The following is a 20,119-nucleotide window of genomic DNA, read 5'->3' as shown; positions in this document are numbered from 1 at the left end:
GATGAACAATGTGACTGCCATTATCGCCGAGGCCCGACGAGCGGGCCGGGGTTCACTGAGCGAGGACGCCGGCAAGCAGCTACTGGCTCACTTCGGCGTTTCGGTGCCCCGCTCGGTTGTCGTTGCCGGACCCGACGACGTCTCCAATGTTATCAGGGACCTGCAGGCTCCCTTTGTCGTCAAAGTGGTCTCCCCCGACATCTTACACAAGAGCGATGCTGGGGGCGTCAAGCTAAATCTGGCGGATGCCGATGCCGTGCGTGATGCCATCACCACCATGACTCGGCAACCTCGGATCCGGGAAGCCCGGGTAGAAGGTTACCTGATAGAGGAGATGCTGCCGCCCGGACGCGAGATCGTCGTCGGTGCGGTTCGCGATCCGCAGTTCGGTCCGATGATCATGGTCGGTCTGGGCGGCATCTTCGTCGAGGTGCTCAAGGACGTATCCTTCCGCCTGTGCCCGATCACCGAATCCGATGCCCGACAGATGCTGGGAGAGCTGCGTGGCGCAGCTGTTCTGGCGGGTGCCCGTGGGGAAAAGCCGGCCGACCCTGAGGCGATCGTCGACGTCCTGATGCGGATAGGCGGTACCGACGGCCTGCTGTTGAGTCTGGGGACCCAGTGGTCAGAGGTGGACATCAATCCGCTGATCGTATCCGATACCCGTGCAGTCGCCGCCGATGCACGCTTTATCCTGGGCACCGACGACAGCGACGCTCCGAAACCTGGCACTGTGGACCTGCCACAGGCACATCTGCCGGTACTCGAGCGTTTCGCACCGCTGTTTGCGCCCAATTCGGTAGCCGTTCTGGGCGCATCGAACAACAACGTCACCATGGCCAATACGTTTATCCGACGCCTCAAGGACTTCGGCTACAAGGGCAATATCTATCCGATACACCCCAAGGCGTCGGAGGTTGAGGGGTTGCGTGCCTACCCCAGCTTGGCGGAAGCACCCGAGGTGATCGATTATGCCTATGTCGCCATCGGCGCGAACCGAATCCCAGAAGCGCTGGCGGGCGCGAACAACCGGGTACGCTTCGCCCAAGTCCTTTCCAGCGGTTTCGGCGAAACGGAGGAAGGCAAGCAACTGCAACAGCAACTGGTCGAAAGTGCCTGGCAGGGCGGCTGCCGGATTCTGGGGCCCAACTGCCTGGGATTGTATTCGCCACGCGGCGGCATAACCTTCCCCGTCGGGGCTCCCCGGGAGCCGGGCACCGTGGGCGTGATTTCCCAAAGCGGTGGCCTCGGCACCGATATCATCAAGCGCGGCCAGTGGCGTGGTCTGCGATTCAGCGGCCTGGTGACGGCAGGCAACAGCGCCGACCTGGGCCCGTCCGACTTGCTCGAGTTCTACTTCGAGGACCCGCAGACGAAAGTCGTGGGACTCTATCTGGAAGACGTCAAGGACGGGCGGCGGTTCTTCGAACTACTGAACTCTGAGAAGGCCACCAAGCCCGTGATTATTCTGAAAGGCGGCCGCTCTCAGCAGGGTCGTGCCGCTGCCGCCTCCCATACCGGTGCCCTCGCCGGCGACCAGCGCGCATGGGAGGCGCTTACGCGGCAGACGCCTTGCACCCTGGTATCGTCGATCGACGAGTTCATCGACGCCCTGCTGGCCTTCCAGAATCTGGAACTCCGACCGCAACGTCCGACACGCCAGGTGGTGCTCTTCGGCAATGGTGGCGGCACCAGCGTGCTGGCGACCGACTTCTTTGCCAGCATGGGACTTGATATATCGCCGTTCGCCGAGGGCACACGCCAGTCGCTAGAAGCATTGCAACTGCCGCCCGGTACCAGTGTGGCCAACCCGATCGACGCGCCGGTCCGCACTCTGCAAGAAGAGGATGGCTGGATCGCCGGCAAGATTCTGGACCGGGTATATGAAACCTCTCAACCAGATGCCATCGTGATGCATCTCAACCTCGCCTCCTTTGTTGGGCGTGGCGAAGTCGACCCGATCGACAACCTGATCCAGGTCGCCGAAAAGGTACAGGCCAAGCACGCCGGTCGCGCCCACTTCCTGCTGGCATTGCGATCGGACGGCTCGCCGGAGCTGGACGAGGTCAAGCGTAAATACCGTACGCGGGCGCTCGCCGTCGGAATTCCGGTATATGACGAACTGACCAACGTCGCCCAGGCGTTGTCCGTCGTACGGCAGATGGAAGAGCGCTTCGCCGACGCAACCACCGGGGCCAGCTAATGGCAAGCCGCGGTTCCGGATATACGGAACCGCGGCACTCGGTCTGAATGAGCATTCCAGCCGCTGGTGCCGGACTCACCGACTGGATATAGGGCGATATTCAATTAAGGGCCTTTTCGGATGAAATCTAATCATAGTGAGGTACTCATCGACCGCCAGACCCTGGTTGACGGGATTCTAGTCAATGAGGTCTCGGGACATTTCGCATCCCAGAGCGCCCCGTCGATTCTGTTTGTACATGGAGCCTATATGGGCAGCTGGGTGTACGAGCGCTGGCAGGAATTCTTCGCGCTTTCCGGCTGGCGCACTTATGCAATGTCATTGCGCAATCACCCTGGCTCGATACAACTCAGTGATCGGGAATTCGTTCAGCTAAGGCCCGAAGACTATGTCGAAGACGTGCTGAAAGTCACCCGTTGGATCGGCAGGCGGGTGGTGCTGGTTGGCCACAGCATGGGTGGGGTTGTCGCACAGAAAGCAGCCGAACGACTTCGCGCCTTGGCAGCGTTGGTGCTGCTCGCCTCCGGTCCCCCTCAAGGTCTGGGCGCCAGCCGCCCCAGGGACGTGCCGGAAAACAGTCCGCACCAGCCGCACTACGATCAATTCCGCATCCATATGTTTGGGGACATTACCGAGGAGGTCTATCGCGATATTTACGATCGTCTGGTGCCGGAATCACCAGGCGTGATGAACCGGACAGGACGCGGCAAGGTGTCGATCCGGGCATCGCGGATCATCGCGCCCGTTCTGGCCGTAGATGCAGAGCTGGACCGTAACCGTTTCGGTCCGAAATTTTCGGAGTTTTATGGCGCCGAGTATTTTGTCGTGCCCAAAGCCAGACACGGGCTGATGCTGGGGGCTGGGCACTGCCGGTAGCGGCCGCTATTCAGTCCTGGCTGAGTGTGCGCACGATGGAGTTCAAGTACGAATACCAGCCCACTTGGTTCGTGCCCCGGAAAACCATCGCGGCGACGGCCACGAAGGTCGGCATCAATTCGCACCGATCTTGGCCTTGAAGGCTTCCAGTTGCTGGGCGGTAAAACAGGATTCGCGCAGCCACTTGAGATGGGGGCCGAAAGCGCCCTCTATCTCGGTCCCAAAACGCCTGACGATTTCGGCCAAGTACAGGTCATGCCGGATCAAGGACTCGGCGGTTGTGACAATAGGCTGATTGCGGGTGTAGGACGCGAATACCTCCCCCTCAACATTGGCGGTCAGCATCTGCTCATGGTCGACCGTAAGTGTAAAAAGGTTGTCGGCAGTGCCGATTCGCATTCCATTCGCCTCATGCAGATAAACCTGCGACCGATCCGAATAGCGGAACTCCGCGGGATCCTCGCCGAACAGGATGATGAGGATATCGACATTCCGTTCAGCCACCTGCCTGAGCTCTTCGTCGTGCTTGCGCAGAACCGAGGCTTCGGCCTTGATCCAGACACTGTGGCGGGCTTCGAGGATCATCTGCTTGATCCGCTCATCAACCGCATCCTCGCCCGAAAGGGTCCAGACGTAATGGCTGTCTTCCGGCTTGGCAAGGTCGGCCAAGCTCGTCGCCAGCCGGCCACAAAGCTTTTGTGTCGAGCTGGCGATCCGCTCCAACATCACCTGCGGTGGCACCGCCACATAGCGGACGGGATCCTCACTCACAGGCTGCACAACTTCCTTGCGAGACAGGCTTTCAAGTGCATTGTAGGCGTTGGCCCGCGGGACGCCAGTGACCTTGCTGAGTTCGTAAGCAGTGGCGGGACTGCTGCGCATGAGCTGAATATAGATTCGGGCCTCGTAATCGGTAAAGCCAAGTTTCTGCATCTCGCTGGACAGACCGTCCGGAACATCGGCGTCAAAACGCAGTCGATTCGCCACTGTTTCATCCTCCGCTTGAAGGTATCGGGAATCCGAAACGCCGAGCACGGCGCTTGGGATTCACCACCATTGATAAGACATTGTTTCAAAGCCACCAACTTTTGTCGACCAAGAGCCGGCAGGAAGGCGTTCCGACAGCCCGTGCCCCAGAGCGATGCCGTTGCCGCCTAGCCTCCCGGGTGATGTTGTAAAGAGTATCGACTCCTTCAATCCATTCACCAATGGCAGAAACGGCCGAATTGCGGCTCCGCCAAAGCATCTGTCGCAAAGAATATATTCATAGTGGTAGTGTTTGCAACCACTCTAAAAAATCAATAGACTTTAATCAGTTCGAATGCGGTGATGGATCATCCGGGCATCCGTCATCAATGCCAGACGATGACATTGGATGACCATTACCGGAGTCATGAATCAATCGCGGTATGAACCCTGACCGGTCTAAAAAGGCGGGTCAGGGTTCTCCGGTGACAGCAGATAGAACTCAAACGCCTTTTAGCTGGATAAGGCGGCCAGAAAACCCTACCGATCGGATTTATACCGATGCAAAGGTAAAGCGCACTGCCGGGAGACCCATGAATGACAACAATTGCCCCCCGCTGCCCAGGTTCGAAAACGACGAACTCCAGATTAAGCCACTGCTGCCCGAGTTCGAGGCCCACGACCGCCAGCAGACCAAGTACACGACCTGCTACATGTGCGCCTGCCGCTGCGGTATCAAGGTCACGGTCGAGGACAACCAGGTTCGCTTCATCCAGGGCAACCCGAACCATCCGATCAACAAGGGGGTGCTCTGCGCCAAGGGTAACTCCGGCATCATGAAGCAGATGTCGCCGGCCAAGCTGCGTGCCCCGCTGCTGCGCAGGCCCGGCACCGAACGCGGCGCCGGCGAATTCGAGGAGATCTCCTGGGAGCGGGCGCTCGATATCCTCGAGCAGCGCCTGGCGCATATCCGTGCCACCGATCCCAACAAGCTGGCCTACTTCACCGGTCGCGACCAGATGCAGGCGCTGACCGGCATGTGGGCGAGCCAGTTCGGCACCCTCAACTGGGCCGCCCACGGCGGCTTCTGCTCGGTCAATATGGCCGCCGGCGGCCTCTATACGATGGGGCATGCGTTCTGGGAGTTCGGCGACCCGGACTGGGACAACACCAAATACTTCATGCTCTGGGGCGTGGCCGAGGATCACAGCTCCAATCCGATCAAGCTGGGGCTGAAAAAGCTCAAGGAGCGCGGCGCCAAGTTCGTCGCGGTGAACCCGGTGCGCACCGGCTACCAGGCGATCGCCGACGAGTGGATCGCTATCCGCCCCGGCACCGACGGTATGCTGGCGCTGTCGATGGTGCATGTGCTGCTGCAGCATCAGTTGATCGACGATGAGTTCCTCATTCGCTATACCAACGCGCCTCAGCTGGTGGTGAACACGCCGGGGCAGAAGGGCGACGGCCTTTTTTATCGCAGCGAGGAGGGGCGTATACAGGTCTGGGACCTGAATACCGGCGCCTTCGCCGATGCCAGCCGTGCCGATATCGCGCCGGCGCTGTTCGGCGACTTCACGGCGCCTGACGGTACGCCGCTGCGTACCTCGATGAGTATCCTGGTCGAGAAATACCTCGACGACGAGTATGCCCCCGAAAACGCCGCCAGGAGTGCGGTGTCCCGGCCGAGACCATCGAGCGGCTGGCGCTGGAGATGGCGCATGTCGCCTTCAAGGAGAGCATTACCCTCGATATCGAGTGGACCGACTGGGCCGGACGCAGGCAGACGCAGTTTATCGGCCGGCCGGTGTCGATGCATGCGATGCGCGGCATCTCGGCTCACTCGAACGGCTTCCAGACCTGCCGTGCCATTCACCTGCTGCAGGTGCTGCTTGGCACGGTCGACTGCCCCGGCGGCCATCTGGCCAAGCCGCCCTTTCCCAAGCATGTGACGCCGGGCATCAAGCCGGCGAAAGCCTCGGCACCGAACACGCCACTCAAGTCGCCGCCGCTGGGCTTCCCGACCTGCCCGGAGGACCTGGTGATCGATGCCGACGGCAATCCGCTGCGCATCGACAAGGCCTACAGCTGGGATGCGCCGATCTCCTGCCATGGGCTGATGCACATGGTGATCAGCAACGCCGTCAAGGGCGATCCGTACAAGATCGATACGCTGATGCTGTTCATGGCCAACATGGCCTGGAACTCCAGCATGAACACCGCCCAGACCCTGGAGATGCTGTGCGCCAGGAAGACGACGGCGAGTACAAGATTCCGTTCATCGTCTGCTCCGACGCCTTCCATTCGGAGATGGTCAGCTATTCCGACCTGGTGCTGCCCGACACCACCTACCTGGAGCGCTACGACACCATCTCGATGCTGGACCGGCCGATATCCGAGCCCCATGCGGCCTGCGATTCGGTACGCATTCCGGTGATCCTGCCGGATCGCGATGTGCTGTCGTGGCAGGAGGTGATGATCGAGATGGCGGGCCGACTCGGCTTCCCGGCCTTCACCCGCGAGGACGGCGGCCGCAAATACGACGGCTACAAGGACTTCATCGTCAATTTCGAGAAGGAACCCGGCATCGGCTTCCTCGCCGGCTACCGCGGCAAGGACGGTACCCGGTCGCTGCGCGGCGAGCCCAACCCGGAGCAGTGGGAAGCCTACGAGGAGAACGAGGGCTTCTTCGAATTCGAGCTGGAGCCGAACCAGCGCTATCTGCGCCACGCCAACCGCGACTATCTGACCCTGGCGAAAGAGGCCGGCTGGGTCGGCTCGACCGACCAGATCGTGATCGAGCTCTATTCGGAAAAGTTGCAGACCTTCCGCCTCGCCGGCCAGGGCCTCTACGACGGCCCGATGCCGACCGAAGCGCATCACAGGGAGCGGCTGCAGAAGTACTTCGATCCGTTGCCGTTCTACTACATGCCGCTGGAGGAACAGCGCATCGACCGGGACGAGTATCCGTTCCATGCCGTGAACCAGCGGCCGATGTTCATGTACCACAGCTGGGATAGCCAGAACGCCTGGCTGCGCCAGATCATGTCGCAGAACTATCTGTTCATGAACCGCGTGGCGGGCGAGAAGGCCGGCATCGAGGACCTGTCCTGGGTCTGGGTCGAGTCCCACAACGGGCGTATCCGGGTGCAGGTCAAGCTGATGGAGGGCTGCAACGAACAGACGGTCTGGACCTGGAACGCCATCGCCAAGAAGGGCGGTGCCTGGGGGTTGTCGAAGGATGCCAACGAAGCCACCGACGGCTTCCTGATGAACCACCTGATCTCCGAACTGCTTCCGCGCAAGGGCGATGTGCTGGATCGCGTCACCAACTCGGACCCCGTGACCGGCCAGGCGGCCTGGTACGACCTGCGGGTGAAGATCACCAGGGCGGCGCCGGGCGAAACCGGCGCCTGGCCGACCTTCGGCGCGGTCAAGCCGCTGCCGGGCGCCACGGAATCGCCGCAGATGCTCAGCTATGCGACTCACAGGAACGTCAACCTCAAGCGTGCAATGGCAGATGTCCTGACACGCGGCGAGAAGTAGGAGGAGAGCAAAATGGCAAAACTCGGACTCGTCGTCGATCTGGATACCTGCGTCGGTTGTCACGTCAGTGTTGACAGTGCGACGGCCTGCAAAAACGTCAACCACGAGCGCCCGATGCTCGACATTTCGCTGACGCGCGGCGAGAAGTAGGAGGAAAGCACCATGGCAAAACTCGGACTCGTCGTCGATCTGGATACCTGCGTTGGTTGTCACGTCAGTGTTGACAGTGCGACGGCCTACAAAAACGTCAACCACGAGCGCCCGATGCTCGACATTTCGCTGACGCGCGGCGAGAAGTAGGAGGAGAGCAAAATGGCAAAACTCGGACTCGTCGTCGATCTGGATACCTGTGTCGGTTGCCACGGCTGCGCTACAGCCTGCAAGCAGTGGAACACCTCCGGCACCATCGGCCCGCTGTCGGACAAGGACCCCTATGGCCGCGATCCCTCGGGCGCCTGGCTCAACCGCATCCGCACCTACGAGGTGGGGGACACCCCCAACAGCAAGACCGTCAACATGCCGATGTCCTGCATGCACTGCGAGGACGCGGCCTGCGTCACCGTCTGCCCGACCGGCGCCTCCTACAAGCGCAAGGAGGACGGCATCGTGCTGGTGGACCAGGACAAGTGCATGGGCTGCAACCTCTGTTCCTGGGCCTGCCCCTACGGCGCCCGCGAACTGGATCCGCAGCAGGGCACGATGAAGAAGTGCACGCTTTGCGTCGACCGCATCTATGACGAACGGCTACCGGAGGAGGAGCGCAAGCCGGCCTGCGTCATCACCTGCCCGACCCAGTCGCGGGTGTTCGGCGACTTCGACGACCCGGACTCCGAGGTCAGCCGGCTGGTGCGCGAGCGAGGCGGCCAGCAACTGATGCCGGAGCTGGGCTACAACCCGGTCAACACCTACCTGCCGCCGCGCAACAAGAAGGTAGTCGAGACTTACGAGGTCAAACCGTCGTTAGGCAAGACGATGAAGAAATGGGTCAACAAGGTTATCGCCCGTTGAGGTGGAGGAGTTAAACGAATGCATCCGGCATTTTCCGTACTGATCTTTACCGTCACCTCGGGGGCGGGCTATGGCCTCATCACTTTGCTGGTGCTGGCCCAGTTGGCCGGCCTGCCGGCGCTGCAGGACCGCACCCTGCTGCTGGCAGGTGGCGGCCTGGCGCTATTGATGATCACCGTCGGCCTGCTGTCGTCGACGCTGCACCTGGCCAATCCGAAGAACGCCTGGCGCGCCTTCGCGCGCTTTCGCACCTCCTGGCTGTCGCGCGAGGCGGTATTCGCGGTGCTCTTCTATCCGGTGGCGCTGCTCTATCTGTTCGGCGTCTACACTCAGGGCGCCGACCTCAACGGCTTCTTTGTTTTCTGCGCCGTACTGGCGGCGGTGCTGGCGATGGTGACGCTGTTCAGCACCAGCATGATCTACGCCAGTCTCAAGACCATCCGTCAGTGGTGCACCGCGTTGACGCCGCTCAACTACCTGGTGCTGGGGCTGATGTCCGGCGCGCTCTGGCTGTCGGCGCTGCAGGCGCTGCTGCAGGATCGCCTGTCGCCGGCTCTGCAGGGCACCGCCCTGGGGCTGGTCGTGCTCGGCGCCGTCGCCAAGCTGATCTACCTGTTCTGGATCGGCAAGCCGGCCGGCGCCACCATCCGTACCGCCACCGGCTTCACCCAGGCAAGTGTGCGCCTGCTGGACGCCGGCCACAGCGCCGGCACCTTCCTGACCGACGAATTCGGCTATACCGTCGCCGCCAACAAGCTGCTGCGGCTGCGGTTTGCGATGCTGGGACTGGCCTTTCTGCTACCCTTGGTGCTGCTGTGGCAGGGCATGGGCATCGCTGTGCTGCTGGCGGCGCTGCTGTGCATGGCGGGGCTGCTGGTCGAGCGCTGGCTGTTCTTTGCCGAGGCACGACATGTGGTCCGTCTCTACCATGGCGATGTCCGTACCTGAAATGGGCTCTCCAATGACGAGCCGGCCGGAAAGATCAGCCGGCTCTACAGAGTCCCATGGAATTGACGATTCCTCCCGAATTCAGCCGTTACAGCGATGTAGATGTCGTAACAGCCGAAGCATCTGACCGGCATCCCCTAGCCGTCGTTGTCGACAGTCCCAGTCATATCGAAGGCTCGAACCGATGGATACGAAAAAAGCGGAAGACTTTTAAGAAAGGAGCGAGACGAACAACGAGAAATGAAGTAGTCACCACGACTCCCGGCCCTAGCCCGGAGAAGTCTTATCCGGTTTGAACCGAGCACAAAGGCACTTGAATTTCGTGGACATGAGTGAATCCCGGTTAGTATTAACCCGGCGGGTTGATACATGAAGCAGGAGCGCTTCATCATTGGCCGCAGGCCAATCCGAGCGCCACGGAACCGGCATGTCCGCGTATCTGCGCTCGTTTTCGTGGCGTGCAGTGCAGTGCAGTGCAAATAGGTAAGGCGGGGAACCTATTTGCACGCCAGGTTAATAATAACATTCGCTGCCGAACATGATGACTGGGTGGCGGGAATCAGCGGTCCGCGATCATATCGGCCAATGTGACCAGGCGCTTAGCACTGACGACATGAAGGTTTTCAATCAACTTGCCGTCCACCACGACCACCCCTTTCCCGTCCCGCTCGGCCTCTGCATGGGCAGCTATGATCCTGCGCGACCAGACCAGTTCCTCCGCACTGGGCGCAAACAGCCGGTTGGCGGTTTCGATGCTTTTCGGATGAATCAGGGACTTGCCGTCGAAACCCAACTCGACGCCCTGCCTGCAGGCATTCTGGAATCCTTCGTCATCGGCCAGATCGAGGTGTACGCCATCGATGATCGCCAGCCCCCGCCCGTGCGGCCAGAATGCAGAGCGACAGACTTGCCATCACAGGCAGGCGCATAGCCGTGTGGGCACAGTGAAGATCCTTGGCCAGATCCGAGGTCCCCATTACGAAGGCCCCCAGTCGGCGACTGGAGTCGGCGATCTCCTCAGCATGCAGGATGCCACGGGGAGTTTCCATCATGCACCAGATTGCTAGCGATGCCGGCGCCCCCGCCACCTCGAGTATCGCTTCGGCCCGACGAACGTCGATAGCACTTTCCACTTTGGGCAGCAACACCGCATCCGCCCCGGACGTCGCGGCCATCACCAGGTCCTGATAGCCCCAGGGTGTATCTAGTCCATTGACGCGCACGACGATTTCGCGTTTGTCGTAGCCCCCTTCCTTAACGGCCGCCAGCACTTGACGTCTAGCGTTGTCCTTGGCATCTGGCGCAACGGCGTCCTCCAAATCCAGAATAAGTCCGTCAGCCGGCAGCGTCCGTCCTTTCTCAAGCGCTCTCGCGTTTGAACCCGGCATATATAACACGCTGCGGCGGGGCCTCAAGGTGACTGTCATCATCGACTCTCCGTGATTAGAAATTAAAGAAAGGCTCTTTCCACTATCTGAAGCATAGCGGGGAGCAGGCAGGGGCTTGAAACACCTTCCACAGGGTACGGCTTCATGCCTGATGGCACCGACGCCGGGCGCTGTGGCTGCGCGTTCCAATCCCCTGAGATAATGCGATATACCGTCTCGCCGGGGTACCGACGACACCCTTCTAGCGCCAGCGGATATCAGCTTTCATGGCCAGCCCGCCGGCCTCGGTACGAGCCCAGAGGTCACCTTCCCGACCACTTGCCTGCGGCACACCTTCTACGAAAAATGGCTGGTTGCAGAACAGCGGGCTCATCGCGCGGAATTCGAATTCTTCTATCTCGCCATTCGGCCGGTTGCTCTGCGCCAAGTGCAGCAGCAACGTCGCGATCAGCTGTCCATGCACAATCAGCCCAGGATAGCCTTCAGTCTCGGTGACGTATGGGAAGTCATAATGTATTCGGTGGGCGTTGAGGGTCACCGCCGAGTAGCGGAATAGCAGGGTTGGATCCGGCAGGATACGGCGCGACCAGTCGGCGTTATCCGGTGCCTGCTTGGGTGCGGGCACCGGCGCTCCCGGCGGTGGATTGTCGCGGTACACCAGATCCTGTTCTTCGGTAAGCGCCAAGCCGTTGGAACCTTCATACTCGTGCCGAAGCGTGAGGAAAACCAGAGATCCGCTCTTGCCCTCCTTGGCGCTGACGTCTGCTACCGTAGAGAGGCGGTGTACAGTTTCTCCAAGCCGCAGCGGCTGATGATAACGGATGCGGCTACCCGCCCACATCCGGCGAGGCAGGGACACCGGTGGCAAAAAGTCCCCCGCTGGGGGTGTCCGTCGATCCCTAGCTTCGACTGCGGTACGCGCGGAACAAAATAGTTCCAGTGCGCGCCAGGGGGTATTGGATCACCTTTTTTGGCCAGTCTTCCGGTTGAACATCAAGAGCCGCCAGCAAAGCCGCCACAGGCCATCGCTCCAGCTCCTCTTCGGCTGCTTCCGTCTTGCCGATCCATTGTTGCAAATGCTCCAGATCTACGCTCATACGGCATTCTCCCCTTCCTGCGATTACGCAGCTCTAATCGGTGCACCTCGTCCTCATCACAGCCAGGCAATAAGGTTGATGTGACCCGGTTCTGCTTTCTGCGGGCGTCAAATTGCCCAAGGTTACAGGCGGTATACAGCTGACCACCATGACCGCAGTGTATTTTGATTAAAGAGTAGTTGCAATAGCTGCTACTATACTGCATTCTTAAGATATCCAGTCTGCTCGATCCGTTCCCAGGTGTCGGGTTCCTGGAGTAAATCCCAAAATAACGAGCCGCAGATGGGGAGAACGCCACATGGCCCAGATAGATGTGAAAACCGAAATTACCGGAAACGTCTGGAAGCTTCTGGTCAAGGAAAATGACACGGTATCCGAGGGAGACACCCTCATGATTCTCGAATCCATGAAAATGGAGATTCCGGTACTCTCTCCGGAAGACGGCATCATCAAGGGGCTCAATGTAAAAGAGGCCGATACCGTCACTGAAAACAGTGTCGTCGCCATTATCGAAGCTTGATCCATAGCGACAGTAATAGCGCTATCATCCAGCCTTGCTGTCATCCAGCCTTATTGCCGGGGGAGAACAATGATGCAAAAAGTCCTGATCGCCAATAGAGGTGAAATCGCCTGCAGAATAATCAGTAGCTGCAAAAAGCTCGGGCTCGCTACCGTCGCCGTTTATTCCGAAGCTGATAAAGACGCGCTGCATGTCGAGATGGCTGACGAAGCCTATCTGCTTGGTCCTGCAATGGCCAAAGAGAGTTACCTGAACGCTGACAAGGTGCTTCAAATTGCGCTCGAATGCAGTGCCAACGCCATCCATCCAGGCTACGGCTTTCTGGCTGAAAATAGTCGCTTTGCCGAGGCTGTCGCCAAGGCTGGCTTGAGCTGGATCGGTCCCCGCCCTCATAGCATCGAAGACATGGGGGACAAAGAACGGGCCCGCGACATCGCCAAGGCCTCCGGTCTGCCGGTGCTGCCGGGCAGCCCGAGGTTTACCCCCGGCGACCTGGCCGGTCTAGAAAGCGCCGCCGAAGAGGTCGGCTACCCCCTGCTGGTTAAGGCGTCCGCTGGTGGCGGCGGTATCGGCATGCGCCTCGTGGAGAGCGCGGAAAAGCTGCGATCCGTGGCGGAAGCAACCCAGTCCATGTCCGAAAAATCCTTCGGTGACGGCACCATTTATCTGGAACGCTACATTCCGCGAGCACGCCACGTCGAGGTCCAGGTATTCGGCTTCGGCGAAGGTCATGCCGTTCACCTTTATGAGCGGGATTGTTCACTGCAACGGCGCTATCAGAAGGTGATAGAGGAAAGCCCCGCTCCCGCATTGCCGGATGCGGTACGGCAGAAGATGGTGACGGCGGCGTCCGCCCTGTGCCATCATCAGCGTTACCTGGGCGCAGGAACGGTCGAGTTTATCGTCGATGCCGATACCTTCGAGTTCTACTTCCTCGAAATGAACACGCGCATCCAGGTCGAGCATCCCGTCACAGAGATGAATACGGATCTGGATCTGGTGGCCATGCAGGTCGACCTCATCCGCGGCAGCCTCTCCTCCTTTGACCAGCGTGACGTGCGTCATCAAGGGCATTCGATCGAGTGTCGTCTTTATGCCGAGAATCCCGACAAGAACTTCATGCCGTCTCCGGGCACCCTTGAAGTATTCGAGCTGCCGGAACAGGGCCACGGCCTCCGAATTGATTGCGGCTTTCGCCAAGGCGATCAGATCAGTTTTTATTACGACCCCATGATTGCCAAGATCATTTGCCATGCGACTAACCGCGAGAACGCAATTGACAAGATGCTGACGGCACTTGATCTTATTCATGTAGAGGGGGTAAAAACCAATATTGAGTTCCTGAAGCGCTGCCTGGCTCACGAATCCTTCCGCGAAGGTCGAGTATTCACTGGCTTTATCGATACTCACCAGGCGGAGCTGCTGGGCTCCTGATTCTTGAAGGTGGCCCCTTGCTTCCAAACACGAGGGGCCACATATCGAGATATTGGCCTCTTCCTCCTAAACTCTCGACGATTATCCTTTAAACCATCATGACAAACCCTGCACAGGAAACCGGTTCCCGGCGGGATATGTTAAGGCGCCGCGTCGGTTCGCTCCTCTGTGTCCTGCTCACTTTGACTATCGGGTTTGCCGGCGTGCAGGGTTTCATCTATCTTCAGCTCCCCCTGCCCTGGATGCTGGGGGCAATGTTCGCTGTTCTGTCAGGCGCGGTCATCAAAATGCCCCTTCAGGCGCCTAGGATTTTACTGTCTCCGATGCGTGCTGTACTTGGCTTGATGATCGGCAGCGCATTCACGCCGCAGCTGCTTCACCAGATCGACCAGTTCCTGATCAGTCTGGTTTTCGTATTTCCCTATATCGCCATCCTGGCATTGATCGGCGTGCCCTACTACAGGTTACTGCCGCGCTTCAACTTTCCGACCGCCTTTTTCGCTGCCATGCCCGGTGGCTTGGCCGAGATCACGGTACTCGGCTCTGATGTGGGAGCGGACACACGGAAATTGGCGCTAGTACACAGTACCCGGCTGTTGATACTGCTGTTCACGCTGCCTTTTCTGGTAGAGACCCTAATCAAAGTCGATCTCAGTACGCCCCGCGCGATAGGCCCGTCTTTGATGACCATGGACTGGACGGAACAGGCAATACTGCTGATCTTGGGTATGTTCGGCTGGCTGATTGCCAAGAAACTGCACATGAGCGGCGCCAGCCTGGTCGGCCCGATGCTGCTGAGTGCCGCCGCTCACCTGAGCGGCATCGTGCAATCCGTCCCCCAGGCGAATTTCTGCAGGCGGCGCAGTGGGTGCTGGGCGTGACGATCGGCTGTGCCTTTCTCGGCATCACCCTGAAAGAGTTCACCGAAACCATCTCCCACACTTTGGCTTTCCTGGTGATGGTGGTAGCGGTGACCTATGCCTTCGCATGGACCATTGAAATAGTGGCAGGCGTATCCTTCGTATCCGCCCTGCTCGCGTTCGCGCCCGGCGGGCAAGCGGAGATGAGCCTGGTCGCGGCGGCAACGGGGGTGAACGTCGCTTACGTGGCGGTACATCATCTGATCAGAATATTTCTCGTTCTGGTCTGCGCTCCACCACTGTTTTCCCTGATACGTCGCCACAGGAACAGGAAACAGCGGCCACAGACCTGATCTAGCCGTTATTAACCTGGCGTGCAAATAGGTTTCCCGCCCTACCTATTTGCACATTATGTACAGGAGGAACGGTATGCCGCTTACGAATGGATACGTATGAGTGGCCACGCCGCGTAAACTGGCGCTGGTACGCCGAGATGAAGGTGTCTGTGGCGTTCGCAATAGCCTGCGGCCATTGTTGAAGCGTCGCTGCTTCATAATTTTTTAGCCCGGGTTGATATTAACCTGGCGTGCAAATAGGTTCCCTACCTATTTGCACATCACGCCACGGAAACGGGCGCAGGTGCGCGGACATGCTGGTTTCCGTGTCGCTCGCAATGGCCTGCGGCCAATGATGAAGCATCCCTGCTTCATGTATTAACCCGCCGGGTTAATATCGCCGGCCTCCTGCCGGCGAGTGATCGTCAGGCAAAGGTCTCGCGCAGTTGTTCGACGAGATCCAGTCGCTCCCAGGAGAAGGTGCCATCCTTCCCGGCCCGACGTCCAAAGTGGCCGTAACTGGCCGTTTTTCCGTATATTGGGCGATCGAGACCGAGGTGCCGGATGATGCCTCGCGGGGTCAAATCAACCAGTTGCGTCAACACCCTCGTCAGCTCTGCGCTATCGATTTCGGCGGTACCTGCCATGTCCAGATAGAGCGAAACTGGCTCCGGGACGCCAATGGCATATGCAAGCTGGATAGTACATTTTCGTGCCAGCCCCGCTGCAACAACGTTCTTTGCCAAGTAACGGGCGACATAAGCTGCCGAGCGGTCCACTTTAGTGGGATCTTTGCCGGAAAAGGCACCACCACCATGGAAGGCGGCACCGCCGTAAGTGTCAACGATGATCTTGCGACCAGTCAGGCCGGTATCGCTTTCCGGACCACCAATAACGAAGCGCCCCGTCGGGTTAATCAGGAATTCGGTGTCATTGCGTATCCACCCTGCCGGCAACACCTGTTCGACACTTGGAATGATCATATCCCTAAGGTCTGCAGTGGTGACCGATTCTTCATGATGTGTAGAAACGACGATCGACTTCGCGCTCACCGGCTTGCCGTTCTCGTAGCGCAACGTAACCTGGCTTTTCGAATCCGGCCTCAATCCGGGCAGCTCCCCAGCCTTTCGCTGAACGGCCAGGGACTCCAGGATCCGATGGGCGTAATGGATCGGCGCCGGCATGTACTCCGATGTTTCGTCGCAGGCATAGCCGAACATCAGCCCCTGATCACCTGCTCCCTCACTTTTGCGCGATCCCGCATCCACCCCCAGCGCAATGTCGGGAGACTGGGTATGAACCCTTACATCGACACCGACTTTCTGCCAGTGAAAATTGTCAATATCATAACCGATAGTGCGGATGCATTCGCGTGCTATGCGCTCGATCGCCACGGCATCAATACCGGCCGGACCACGCGCCTCGCCGGCTATTACCACATGATTGCTGGTGCAGAGAGTTTCGATGCCTGTTCTCGACGCAGGGTCTTGAGCCAGAAAGGCATCGACGATAGCGTCTGAAATCTGGTCGCAAATTTTGTCCGGGTGCCCTTCGGAAACGGATTCGCTGGTAAACAAATATTCATTCATGTTAAATACCTCCTGTACCATTATTCCGGCAATTGAAAAGGCACATATGCCCATTTTATTGCCATTGTAAAAATCGAACGGGGGATTAAGAGTCACTCGATCTTCACTCGATCAGCTCAGACTACTCAGCTTTCAATCTCTGACATTGCACCTGTTGTTTCACTGCTGAAGACTTTTTCAGTTCCGTTCGAGCCTGCTTTTTCGTAGCACGCCATACACCACCTCGTATGTAGCCGGCAGCAGGCCGTTATCATTGCGGTATCGTTCGTAGCTGGATATCAGGCGCGTCAACTTGGCCCTGCTGACAAGGCCGGATGGTCGCTTGTCGTTGAGGTTATGGGCCCCAATGCCTTTCAGCTCGCGGGTAAGGCGCTGAAGTTTGGGGTAGTGCAGTACCTGCCTTCTGCGACGCAACTCAAGCGTTGCAAAGCCGCTGCCGAGGATGGCGTTTTCCAGTTCGCGAACGGGTATGAAGTCGTTGACATGCTGGTGATCGTCGACGGACTGCCATGCGCGCTTTAATTCCTGCAGCGAACCGGGGCCCAGTGTGCTGAACACCATTACGCCACCGGGCTGCAGGGCACGGTGGATATGCCGGAAGAGTGCCGTCAGGTTGTAACACCACTAGATTGCCAGGCTCGAGAAAACCAGGTCGACGGAACGGTCCGCCAGCGGCAGCTGTTCCGCATCGCCGCCAACCCACTGGATCGGCAGATGGGAGTACTGCTGCCGGGCGTAATGCAGCATGCCGGGAGCCAGGTCCAGCCCCAGTACCTCGGGCCGACCTGCCAGCCGGGTCAACTGTTGGGTAAAGTAGCCGGTGCCGCATCCCAGATCCAACACCCGTTCGAAGGTACCTTCCGGTATGGTCAACAGCAGCTCTTCGCCAACCTCCTGCTGCAGCCGGGCCACGTTGTCATAGGTGCTCGCTGCCTGACTGAAGGAATCGGCGACTTTTCGCTTGTCGATACGATAACCAGTTTCGTTCATGGGATTTTCTCCTCGAATACCGCCTCGGCCAAAAGGCTGCTCTCATTGAGAGTGCCTGTTCGCATCGTGAAAAAGCACGCTGTCCTGTTCGGCCTGCAGCTTGCGCATGATCGCCTGCTCCTGCGTCTCGTCGGTATCCGAGATCCGCTGCTCCGGGTTGATGCCCAAACGCTTGAACAGCTGCAGATCGCGGTGGGTCTCGGGGTTCGGCGTGGTCAGCAGGCACTCGCCGTAGAAGATCGAGTTGGCACCGGCGAAGAAGGTCATCGCCTGCATCTCGTCGCTCATCTGCTCGCGTCCGGCCGACAGCCGCACATGGGACGCCGGCATCATGATGCGGGCCACGGCGATGGTGCGGACGAAATCCAGCTTGTCGAGGTCCTCGGCATTCTCCAGCGGCGTGCCCTTGACCTTGACCAGCATGTTGATCGGCACCGACTCGGGGTGCTGCGGCAGGTTCGCCAGCTGGCGCAGCAGGCCGATGCGATCGGTGGCGGTCTCGCCCATGCCGAGAATGCCGCCGCTGCAGATCTTCATGCCCGATTCGCGGACATGGTGCAGCGTATCGAGACGGTCCTGGTAGCTGCGGGTGGTGATGATCTTGTCGTAGAACTCGGGCGAGGTATCGAGGTTGTGGTTGTAGTAGTCGAGGCCGGCCTCGGCCAGGCGGTCGGCCTTGTCCTGGTCCAGCATGCCCAGGGTCATGCAGGTTTCCAGGCCCAGCGCCTTGACGCCCTTGACCATCTCGAGGACATACGGCATGTCCTTCTCGGCCGGATGCTTCCAGGCCGCGCCCATGCAGAAGCGGGTCGAGCCCGACGCCTTGGCGGCGCGCGCCTTCTCGAGCACCTTTTCGACCTGCATCAGGCGCTCTTTCTCGAGGCCGGTGTTGTAGTGGCCGCTCTGCGGGCAGTACTTGCAGTCTTCGGGACAGGCGCCGGTCTTGATCGACAGCAGGGTACTGACCTGCACCTCGTTGGGGTTGAAGTACTGGCGGTGAACGGTCTGGGCGCGGAACAGCAGATCGTTGAACGGCAACTCGAACAGTGCCCGTACTTCGTCTTCGGTCCAGTCGTGGCGGATCTCCGGATCTGTGCCTGTCGTCATGATGCCCTCTTACATGTGCAGATAGAAACCTGGCTGGAAAGCGGAACGGAACTGACCTTCTCCGCCTCTTGTCTCTCGGAAAACAGATTGCCGTATTCAAATCATTGATTTATTTATGGCAACAGTAAGACACCATTCACGACTTGTCAACCAGAGCGCCAACCCATGAGAGACTGCTGATCAATAATCGATCTCTTCTGGAATTGTCATGAGGCCGACGCCAGCTGGATGGATTTCACTGGGACCGGCCGGTCTTGCGGAACGATGGGACTCGCCGCAGTCGAAATCGCGACTGGGAGACAAGCTTCACCGGCAGCCGCGAGAGAGGGATCTTCGTAGCAGTTTCCGATCACCGCAGGACTCGGCGTCATTGCCGCTACGCAATGGCCTTTGGCGAAACAGGAAACGCCATGAGCGCGAGATAGAACCGCAATCAGTGGTTCCGGAAGGTTATGCTGTTGTAAAGATGAATCCAGTGCAGCCCGCAGGCTGCCGTCATCGGTTGATGCCCGAATCCGAGAGGATCCCGGACAACTTGGTGCAAGCCTGCAGCACCAGCTTAAGTGCCTGTTGACGCTTTTCACCGTTGAATCTCGACGAAGGACCCGAGACCACGATGGCACCAATTAGGCAGTGATTGCGATCCAGCACCGGCGCGGCGACCGAGGCCGTGAATGGATTTCGCCCCTCCGCGTTGAGATATCCCTGGTCGCGAATACTGTCGTATTCGTCCCCCTGTTCGCCCGAATAGGCTAGCAACACCCGTCCTACCACACCTTCCCGGAACGGCAATCGTTCTCCTTCGTCAACATGATGCCGGATCCTCTCGTGCGAGTTCTCGCGAAACAGGCATATACGAGCGTCCTTGTCAGGCACATAAAAGGAAGCGCTTTCGTTGGTAGCATCCCTTAGCGCGCTCAGAACCGGTCGCACTACATCTTCAAGATTGAACTGCTTGAGATAGGCCCGGGCCAAGGCAACTGTTCTCGGCCCCAACCTGTAGCGACCCAAATTGCTGCCACGCTGTAGATAGCCTCTACTTTCAAGGGTCGCGCACAACCGAACCACCGTGCTCTTGTTGATGCCCGTCTGGTCCGACAGCTGCCCAACGCCCAGTTCTTCGGTGCTTTCCACAAAAATATCGATGATATCCAGTGCCTTGCTGACTGTCCCTGACGTTCTCGTAACCATGATCTTGGTTCAAATGCCTTCTGCTAAGCGATTGTTGCAACGTGCGGTCTATTTGACATGAAAG

The 20,119-nt window shown here is 59.1% G+C and carries 22 protein-coding genes; 12 read left to right on the top strand and 10 right to left on the bottom strand.

Annotated elements, in window-relative coordinates:
• Position 1 precedes the first annotated feature (1 nt).
• Positions 2 to 2,203 carry an acetate--CoA ligase family protein gene (locus ACFQDL_RS31950; protein WP_379913949.1) on the top strand — a complete coding sequence of 734 codons (2,202 nt, stop codon included), beginning with the start codon at positions 2 to 4 and terminating at the stop codon, positions 2,201 to 2,203.
• Between the two features lie 120 nt (positions 2,204 to 2,323).
• Positions 2,324 to 3,079, top strand: a complete 756-nt coding sequence (locus ACFQDL_RS31945; RefSeq protein ID WP_379913947.1) for an alpha/beta hydrolase — start codon at positions 2,324 to 2,326, stop codon at positions 3,077 to 3,079.
• 114 nt (positions 3,080 to 3,193) lie between these two features.
• Here ACFQDL_RS31945 and ACFQDL_RS31940 read toward each other — a convergent pair whose 3' ends face one another.
• A complete protein-coding gene (locus ACFQDL_RS31940; protein WP_379913945.1) occupies positions 3,194 to 4,066 on the bottom strand; it encodes a TrmB family transcriptional regulator in 873 nt (290 codons plus the stop codon).
• 572 nt (positions 4,067 to 4,638) lie between these two features.
• Between ACFQDL_RS31940 and ACFQDL_RS31935 the strand changes: the two genes are divergently transcribed.
• The 6 genes from ACFQDL_RS31935 (at position 4,639) to ACFQDL_RS31910 (ending at position 9,544) form a co-directional block, all read left to right on the top strand.
• Positions 4,639 to 5,994 carry a molybdopterin-dependent oxidoreductase gene (locus tag ACFQDL_RS31935; protein WP_379913943.1) on the top strand — a complete coding sequence of 452 codons (1,356 nt, stop codon included), beginning with the start codon at positions 4,639 to 4,641 and terminating at the stop codon, positions 5,992 to 5,994.
• Positions 5,995 to 6,283: 289 nt separating this feature from the next.
• Positions 6,284 to 7,588 (top strand): molybdopterin oxidoreductase family protein, encoded by a 1,305-nt coding sequence (locus tag ACFQDL_RS31930; RefSeq protein WP_379913941.1) that lies wholly within the window; start codon positions 6,284 to 6,286, stop codon positions 7,586 to 7,588.
• A 12-nt stretch (positions 7,589 to 7,600) separates the two neighbouring features.
• Positions 7,601 to 7,738, top strand: a complete 138-nt coding sequence (locus tag ACFQDL_RS31925) for a hypothetical protein (protein WP_379913939.1) — start codon at positions 7,601 to 7,603, stop codon at positions 7,736 to 7,738.
• Between the two features lie 12 nt (positions 7,739 to 7,750).
• Positions 7,751 to 7,888, top strand: coding sequence for a hypothetical protein (locus tag ACFQDL_RS31920; protein WP_379913937.1), 138 nt, complete (start codon positions 7,751 to 7,753; stop codon positions 7,886 to 7,888).
• A 12-nt stretch (positions 7,889 to 7,900) separates the two neighbouring features.
• Positions 7,901 to 8,596 (top strand): 4Fe-4S dicluster domain-containing protein, encoded by a 696-nt coding sequence (locus tag ACFQDL_RS31915; protein ID WP_379913935.1) that lies wholly within the window; start codon positions 7,901 to 7,903, stop codon positions 8,594 to 8,596.
• An 18-nt stretch (positions 8,597 to 8,614) separates the two neighbouring features.
• Positions 8,615 to 9,544, top strand: a complete 930-nt coding sequence (locus ACFQDL_RS31910; RefSeq protein WP_379913933.1) for a dimethyl sulfoxide reductase anchor subunit family protein — start codon at positions 8,615 to 8,617, stop codon at positions 9,542 to 9,544.
• Between the two features lie 559 nt (positions 9,545 to 10,103).
• On the opposite strand, the gene ACFQDL_RS31905 is transcribed toward ACFQDL_RS31910, so the two are convergent.
• The 4 genes from ACFQDL_RS31905 to ACFQDL_RS31890 all read right to left on the bottom strand — a co-directional run bounded on the left by ACFQDL_RS31905 (position 10,104) and on the right by ACFQDL_RS31890 (position 12,029).
• Entirely contained in the window at positions 10,104 to 10,337 is a 234-nt protein-coding gene (locus ACFQDL_RS31905; RefSeq protein ID WP_379913931.1) for a hypothetical protein, read from the bottom strand.
• 37 nt (positions 10,338 to 10,374) lie between these two features.
• A complete protein-coding gene (locus tag ACFQDL_RS31900) occupies positions 10,375 to 10,932 on the bottom strand; it encodes an HpcH/HpaI aldolase/citrate lyase family protein (protein ID WP_379914202.1) in 558 nt (185 codons plus the stop codon).
• 241 nt (positions 10,933 to 11,173) lie between these two features.
• Complete coding sequence (locus ACFQDL_RS31895; RefSeq protein ID WP_379913929.1) at positions 11,174 to 11,791, bottom strand: HTD2 family dehydratase; 618 nt, start codon at positions 11,789 to 11,791, stop codon at positions 11,174 to 11,176.
• A 40-nt stretch (positions 11,792 to 11,831) separates the two neighbouring features.
• Positions 11,832 to 12,029 carry a hypothetical protein gene (locus ACFQDL_RS31890; RefSeq protein ID WP_379913927.1) on the bottom strand — a complete coding sequence of 66 codons (198 nt, stop codon included), beginning with the start codon at positions 12,027 to 12,029 and terminating at the stop codon, positions 11,832 to 11,834.
• Positions 12,030 to 12,327: 298 nt separating this feature from the next.
• On the opposite strand from ACFQDL_RS31890, the gene ACFQDL_RS31885 reads away from it, so the two are divergent.
• The 4 genes from ACFQDL_RS31885 (at position 12,328) to ACFQDL_RS31870 (ending at position 15,196) form a co-directional block, all read left to right on the top strand.
• Positions 12,328 to 12,549: a biotin/lipoyl-binding carrier protein gene (locus tag ACFQDL_RS31885; RefSeq protein ID WP_379913925.1), complete on the top strand. Its 222-nt coding sequence runs from the start codon at positions 12,328 to 12,330 to the stop codon at positions 12,547 to 12,549.
• A 72-nt stretch (positions 12,550 to 12,621) separates the two neighbouring features.
• A complete protein-coding gene (locus ACFQDL_RS31880) occupies positions 12,622 to 13,983 on the top strand; it encodes an acetyl-CoA carboxylase biotin carboxylase subunit (RefSeq protein ID WP_379913923.1) in 1,362 nt (453 codons plus the stop codon).
• Between the two features lie 98 nt (positions 13,984 to 14,081).
• Positions 14,082 to 14,864 carry an AbrB family transcriptional regulator gene (locus tag ACFQDL_RS31875; RefSeq protein WP_379913920.1) on the top strand — a complete coding sequence of 261 codons (783 nt, stop codon included), beginning with the start codon at positions 14,082 to 14,084 and terminating at the stop codon, positions 14,862 to 14,864.
• Positions 14,852 to 15,196 carry an AbrB family transcriptional regulator gene (locus ACFQDL_RS31870; protein WP_379913918.1) on the top strand — a complete coding sequence of 115 codons (345 nt, stop codon included), beginning with the start codon at positions 14,852 to 14,854 and terminating at the stop codon, positions 15,194 to 15,196. The genes ACFQDL_RS31875 and ACFQDL_RS31870 overlap by 13 nt, the downstream gene beginning before the upstream one ends.
• Positions 15,197 to 15,603: 407 nt before the next feature.
• Here the strand turns inward: ACFQDL_RS31870 and metK are convergent, their stop codons facing one another.
• The 5 genes from metK to ACFQDL_RS31845 form a co-directional block, all read right to left on the bottom strand.
• Positions 15,604 to 16,767 (bottom strand): methionine adenosyltransferase, encoded by a 1,164-nt coding sequence (gene metK / locus ACFQDL_RS31865; protein WP_379913916.1) that lies wholly within the window; start codon positions 16,765 to 16,767, stop codon positions 15,604 to 15,606.
• A 177-nt stretch (positions 16,768 to 16,944) separates the two neighbouring features.
• Positions 16,945 to 17,379 (bottom strand): methyltransferase domain-containing protein, encoded by a 435-nt coding sequence (locus ACFQDL_RS31860; RefSeq protein ID WP_379914200.1) that lies wholly within the window; start codon positions 17,377 to 17,379, stop codon positions 16,945 to 16,947.
• A 12-nt stretch (positions 17,380 to 17,391) separates the two neighbouring features.
• On the bottom strand, positions 17,392 to 17,757 hold the full coding sequence (locus ACFQDL_RS31855; RefSeq protein WP_379913914.1) for a methyltransferase domain-containing protein: 366 nt from the start codon (positions 17,755 to 17,757) through the stop codon (positions 17,392 to 17,394).
• A 42-nt stretch (positions 17,758 to 17,799) separates the two neighbouring features.
• Positions 17,800 to 18,864 (bottom strand): biotin synthase BioB, encoded by a 1,065-nt coding sequence (bioB, locus tag ACFQDL_RS31850; protein WP_379913912.1) that lies wholly within the window; start codon positions 18,862 to 18,864, stop codon positions 17,800 to 17,802.
• Between the two features lie 495 nt (positions 18,865 to 19,359).
• On the bottom strand, positions 19,360 to 20,055 hold the full coding sequence (locus ACFQDL_RS31845; protein ID WP_379913909.1) for an IclR family transcriptional regulator: 696 nt from the start codon (positions 20,053 to 20,055) through the stop codon (positions 19,360 to 19,362).
• Between the last annotated feature and the right edge of the window lie 64 nt (positions 20,056 to 20,119).

It is taken from the genome of Marinobacterium aestuariivivens (assembly GCF_042661465.1).
Taxonomy (GTDB): domain Bacteria; phylum Pseudomonadota; class Gammaproteobacteria; order Pseudomonadales; family Balneatricaceae; genus Marinobacterium_A; species Marinobacterium_A aestuariivivens.
Note: the sequence above shows the minus strand (reverse complement) of the source record. Positions and strands in the feature narration are given on the sequence as shown.

What these genes read in the sequence shown, in the direction of transcription:
- ACFQDL_RS31925 (WP_379913939.1), top strand. Translation starts at nt 7,601, where the DNA reads ATGGCAAAACTCGGACTCGTCGTCGATCTGGATACCTGCGTCGGTTGT.
- ACFQDL_RS31900 (WP_379914202.1), bottom strand. Translation starts at nt 10,932, where the DNA reads ATGCCGGGTTCAAACGCGAGAGCGCTTGAGAAAGGACGGACGCTGCCG.
- ACFQDL_RS31915 (WP_379913935.1), top strand. Translation starts at nt 7,901, where the DNA reads ATGGCAAAACTCGGACTCGTCGTCGATCTGGATACCTGTGTCGGTTGC.
- ACFQDL_RS31920 (WP_379913937.1), top strand. Translation starts at nt 7,751, where the DNA reads ATGGCAAAACTCGGACTCGTCGTCGATCTGGATACCTGCGTTGGTTGT.
- ACFQDL_RS31935 (WP_379913943.1), top strand. Translation starts at nt 4,639, where the DNA reads ATGAATGACAACAATTGCCCCCCGCTGCCCAGGTTCGAAAACGACGAA.
- ACFQDL_RS31875 (WP_379913920.1), top strand. Translation starts at nt 14,082, where the DNA reads ATGACAAACCCTGCACAGGAAACCGGTTCCCGGCGGGATATGTTAAGG.
- ACFQDL_RS31885 (WP_379913925.1), top strand. Translation starts at nt 12,328, where the DNA reads ATGGCCCAGATAGATGTGAAAACCGAAATTACCGGAAACGTCTGGAAG.
- bioB (WP_379913912.1), bottom strand. Translation starts at nt 18,864, where the DNA reads ATGACGACAGGCACAGATCCGGAGATCCGCCACGACTGGACCGAAGAC.
- ACFQDL_RS31845 (WP_379913909.1), bottom strand. Translation starts at nt 20,055, where the DNA reads ATGGTTACGAGAACGTCAGGGACAGTCAGCAAGGCACTGGATATCATC.
- ACFQDL_RS31950 (WP_379913949.1), top strand. Translation starts at nt 2, where the DNA reads ATGAACAATGTGACTGCCATTATCGCCGAGGCCCGACGAGCGGGCCGG.
- metK (WP_379913916.1), bottom strand. Translation starts at nt 16,767, where the DNA reads ATGAATGAATATTTGTTTACCAGCGAATCCGTTTCCGAAGGGCACCCG.
- ACFQDL_RS31890 (WP_379913927.1), bottom strand. Translation starts at nt 12,029, where the DNA reads ATGAGCGTAGATCTGGAGCATTTGCAACAATGGATCGGCAAGACGGAA.
- ACFQDL_RS31945 (WP_379913947.1), top strand. Translation starts at nt 2,324, where the DNA reads ATGAAATCTAATCATAGTGAGGTACTCATCGACCGCCAGACCCTGGTT.
- ACFQDL_RS31880 (WP_379913923.1), top strand. Translation starts at nt 12,622, where the DNA reads ATGCAAAAAGTCCTGATCGCCAATAGAGGTGAAATCGCCTGCAGAATA.
- ACFQDL_RS31910 (WP_379913933.1), top strand. Translation starts at nt 8,615, where the DNA reads ATGCATCCGGCATTTTCCGTACTGATCTTTACCGTCACCTCGGGGGCG.
- ACFQDL_RS31855 (WP_379913914.1), bottom strand. Translation starts at nt 17,757, where the DNA reads ATGAACGAAACTGGTTATCGTATCGACAAGCGAAAAGTCGCCGATTCC.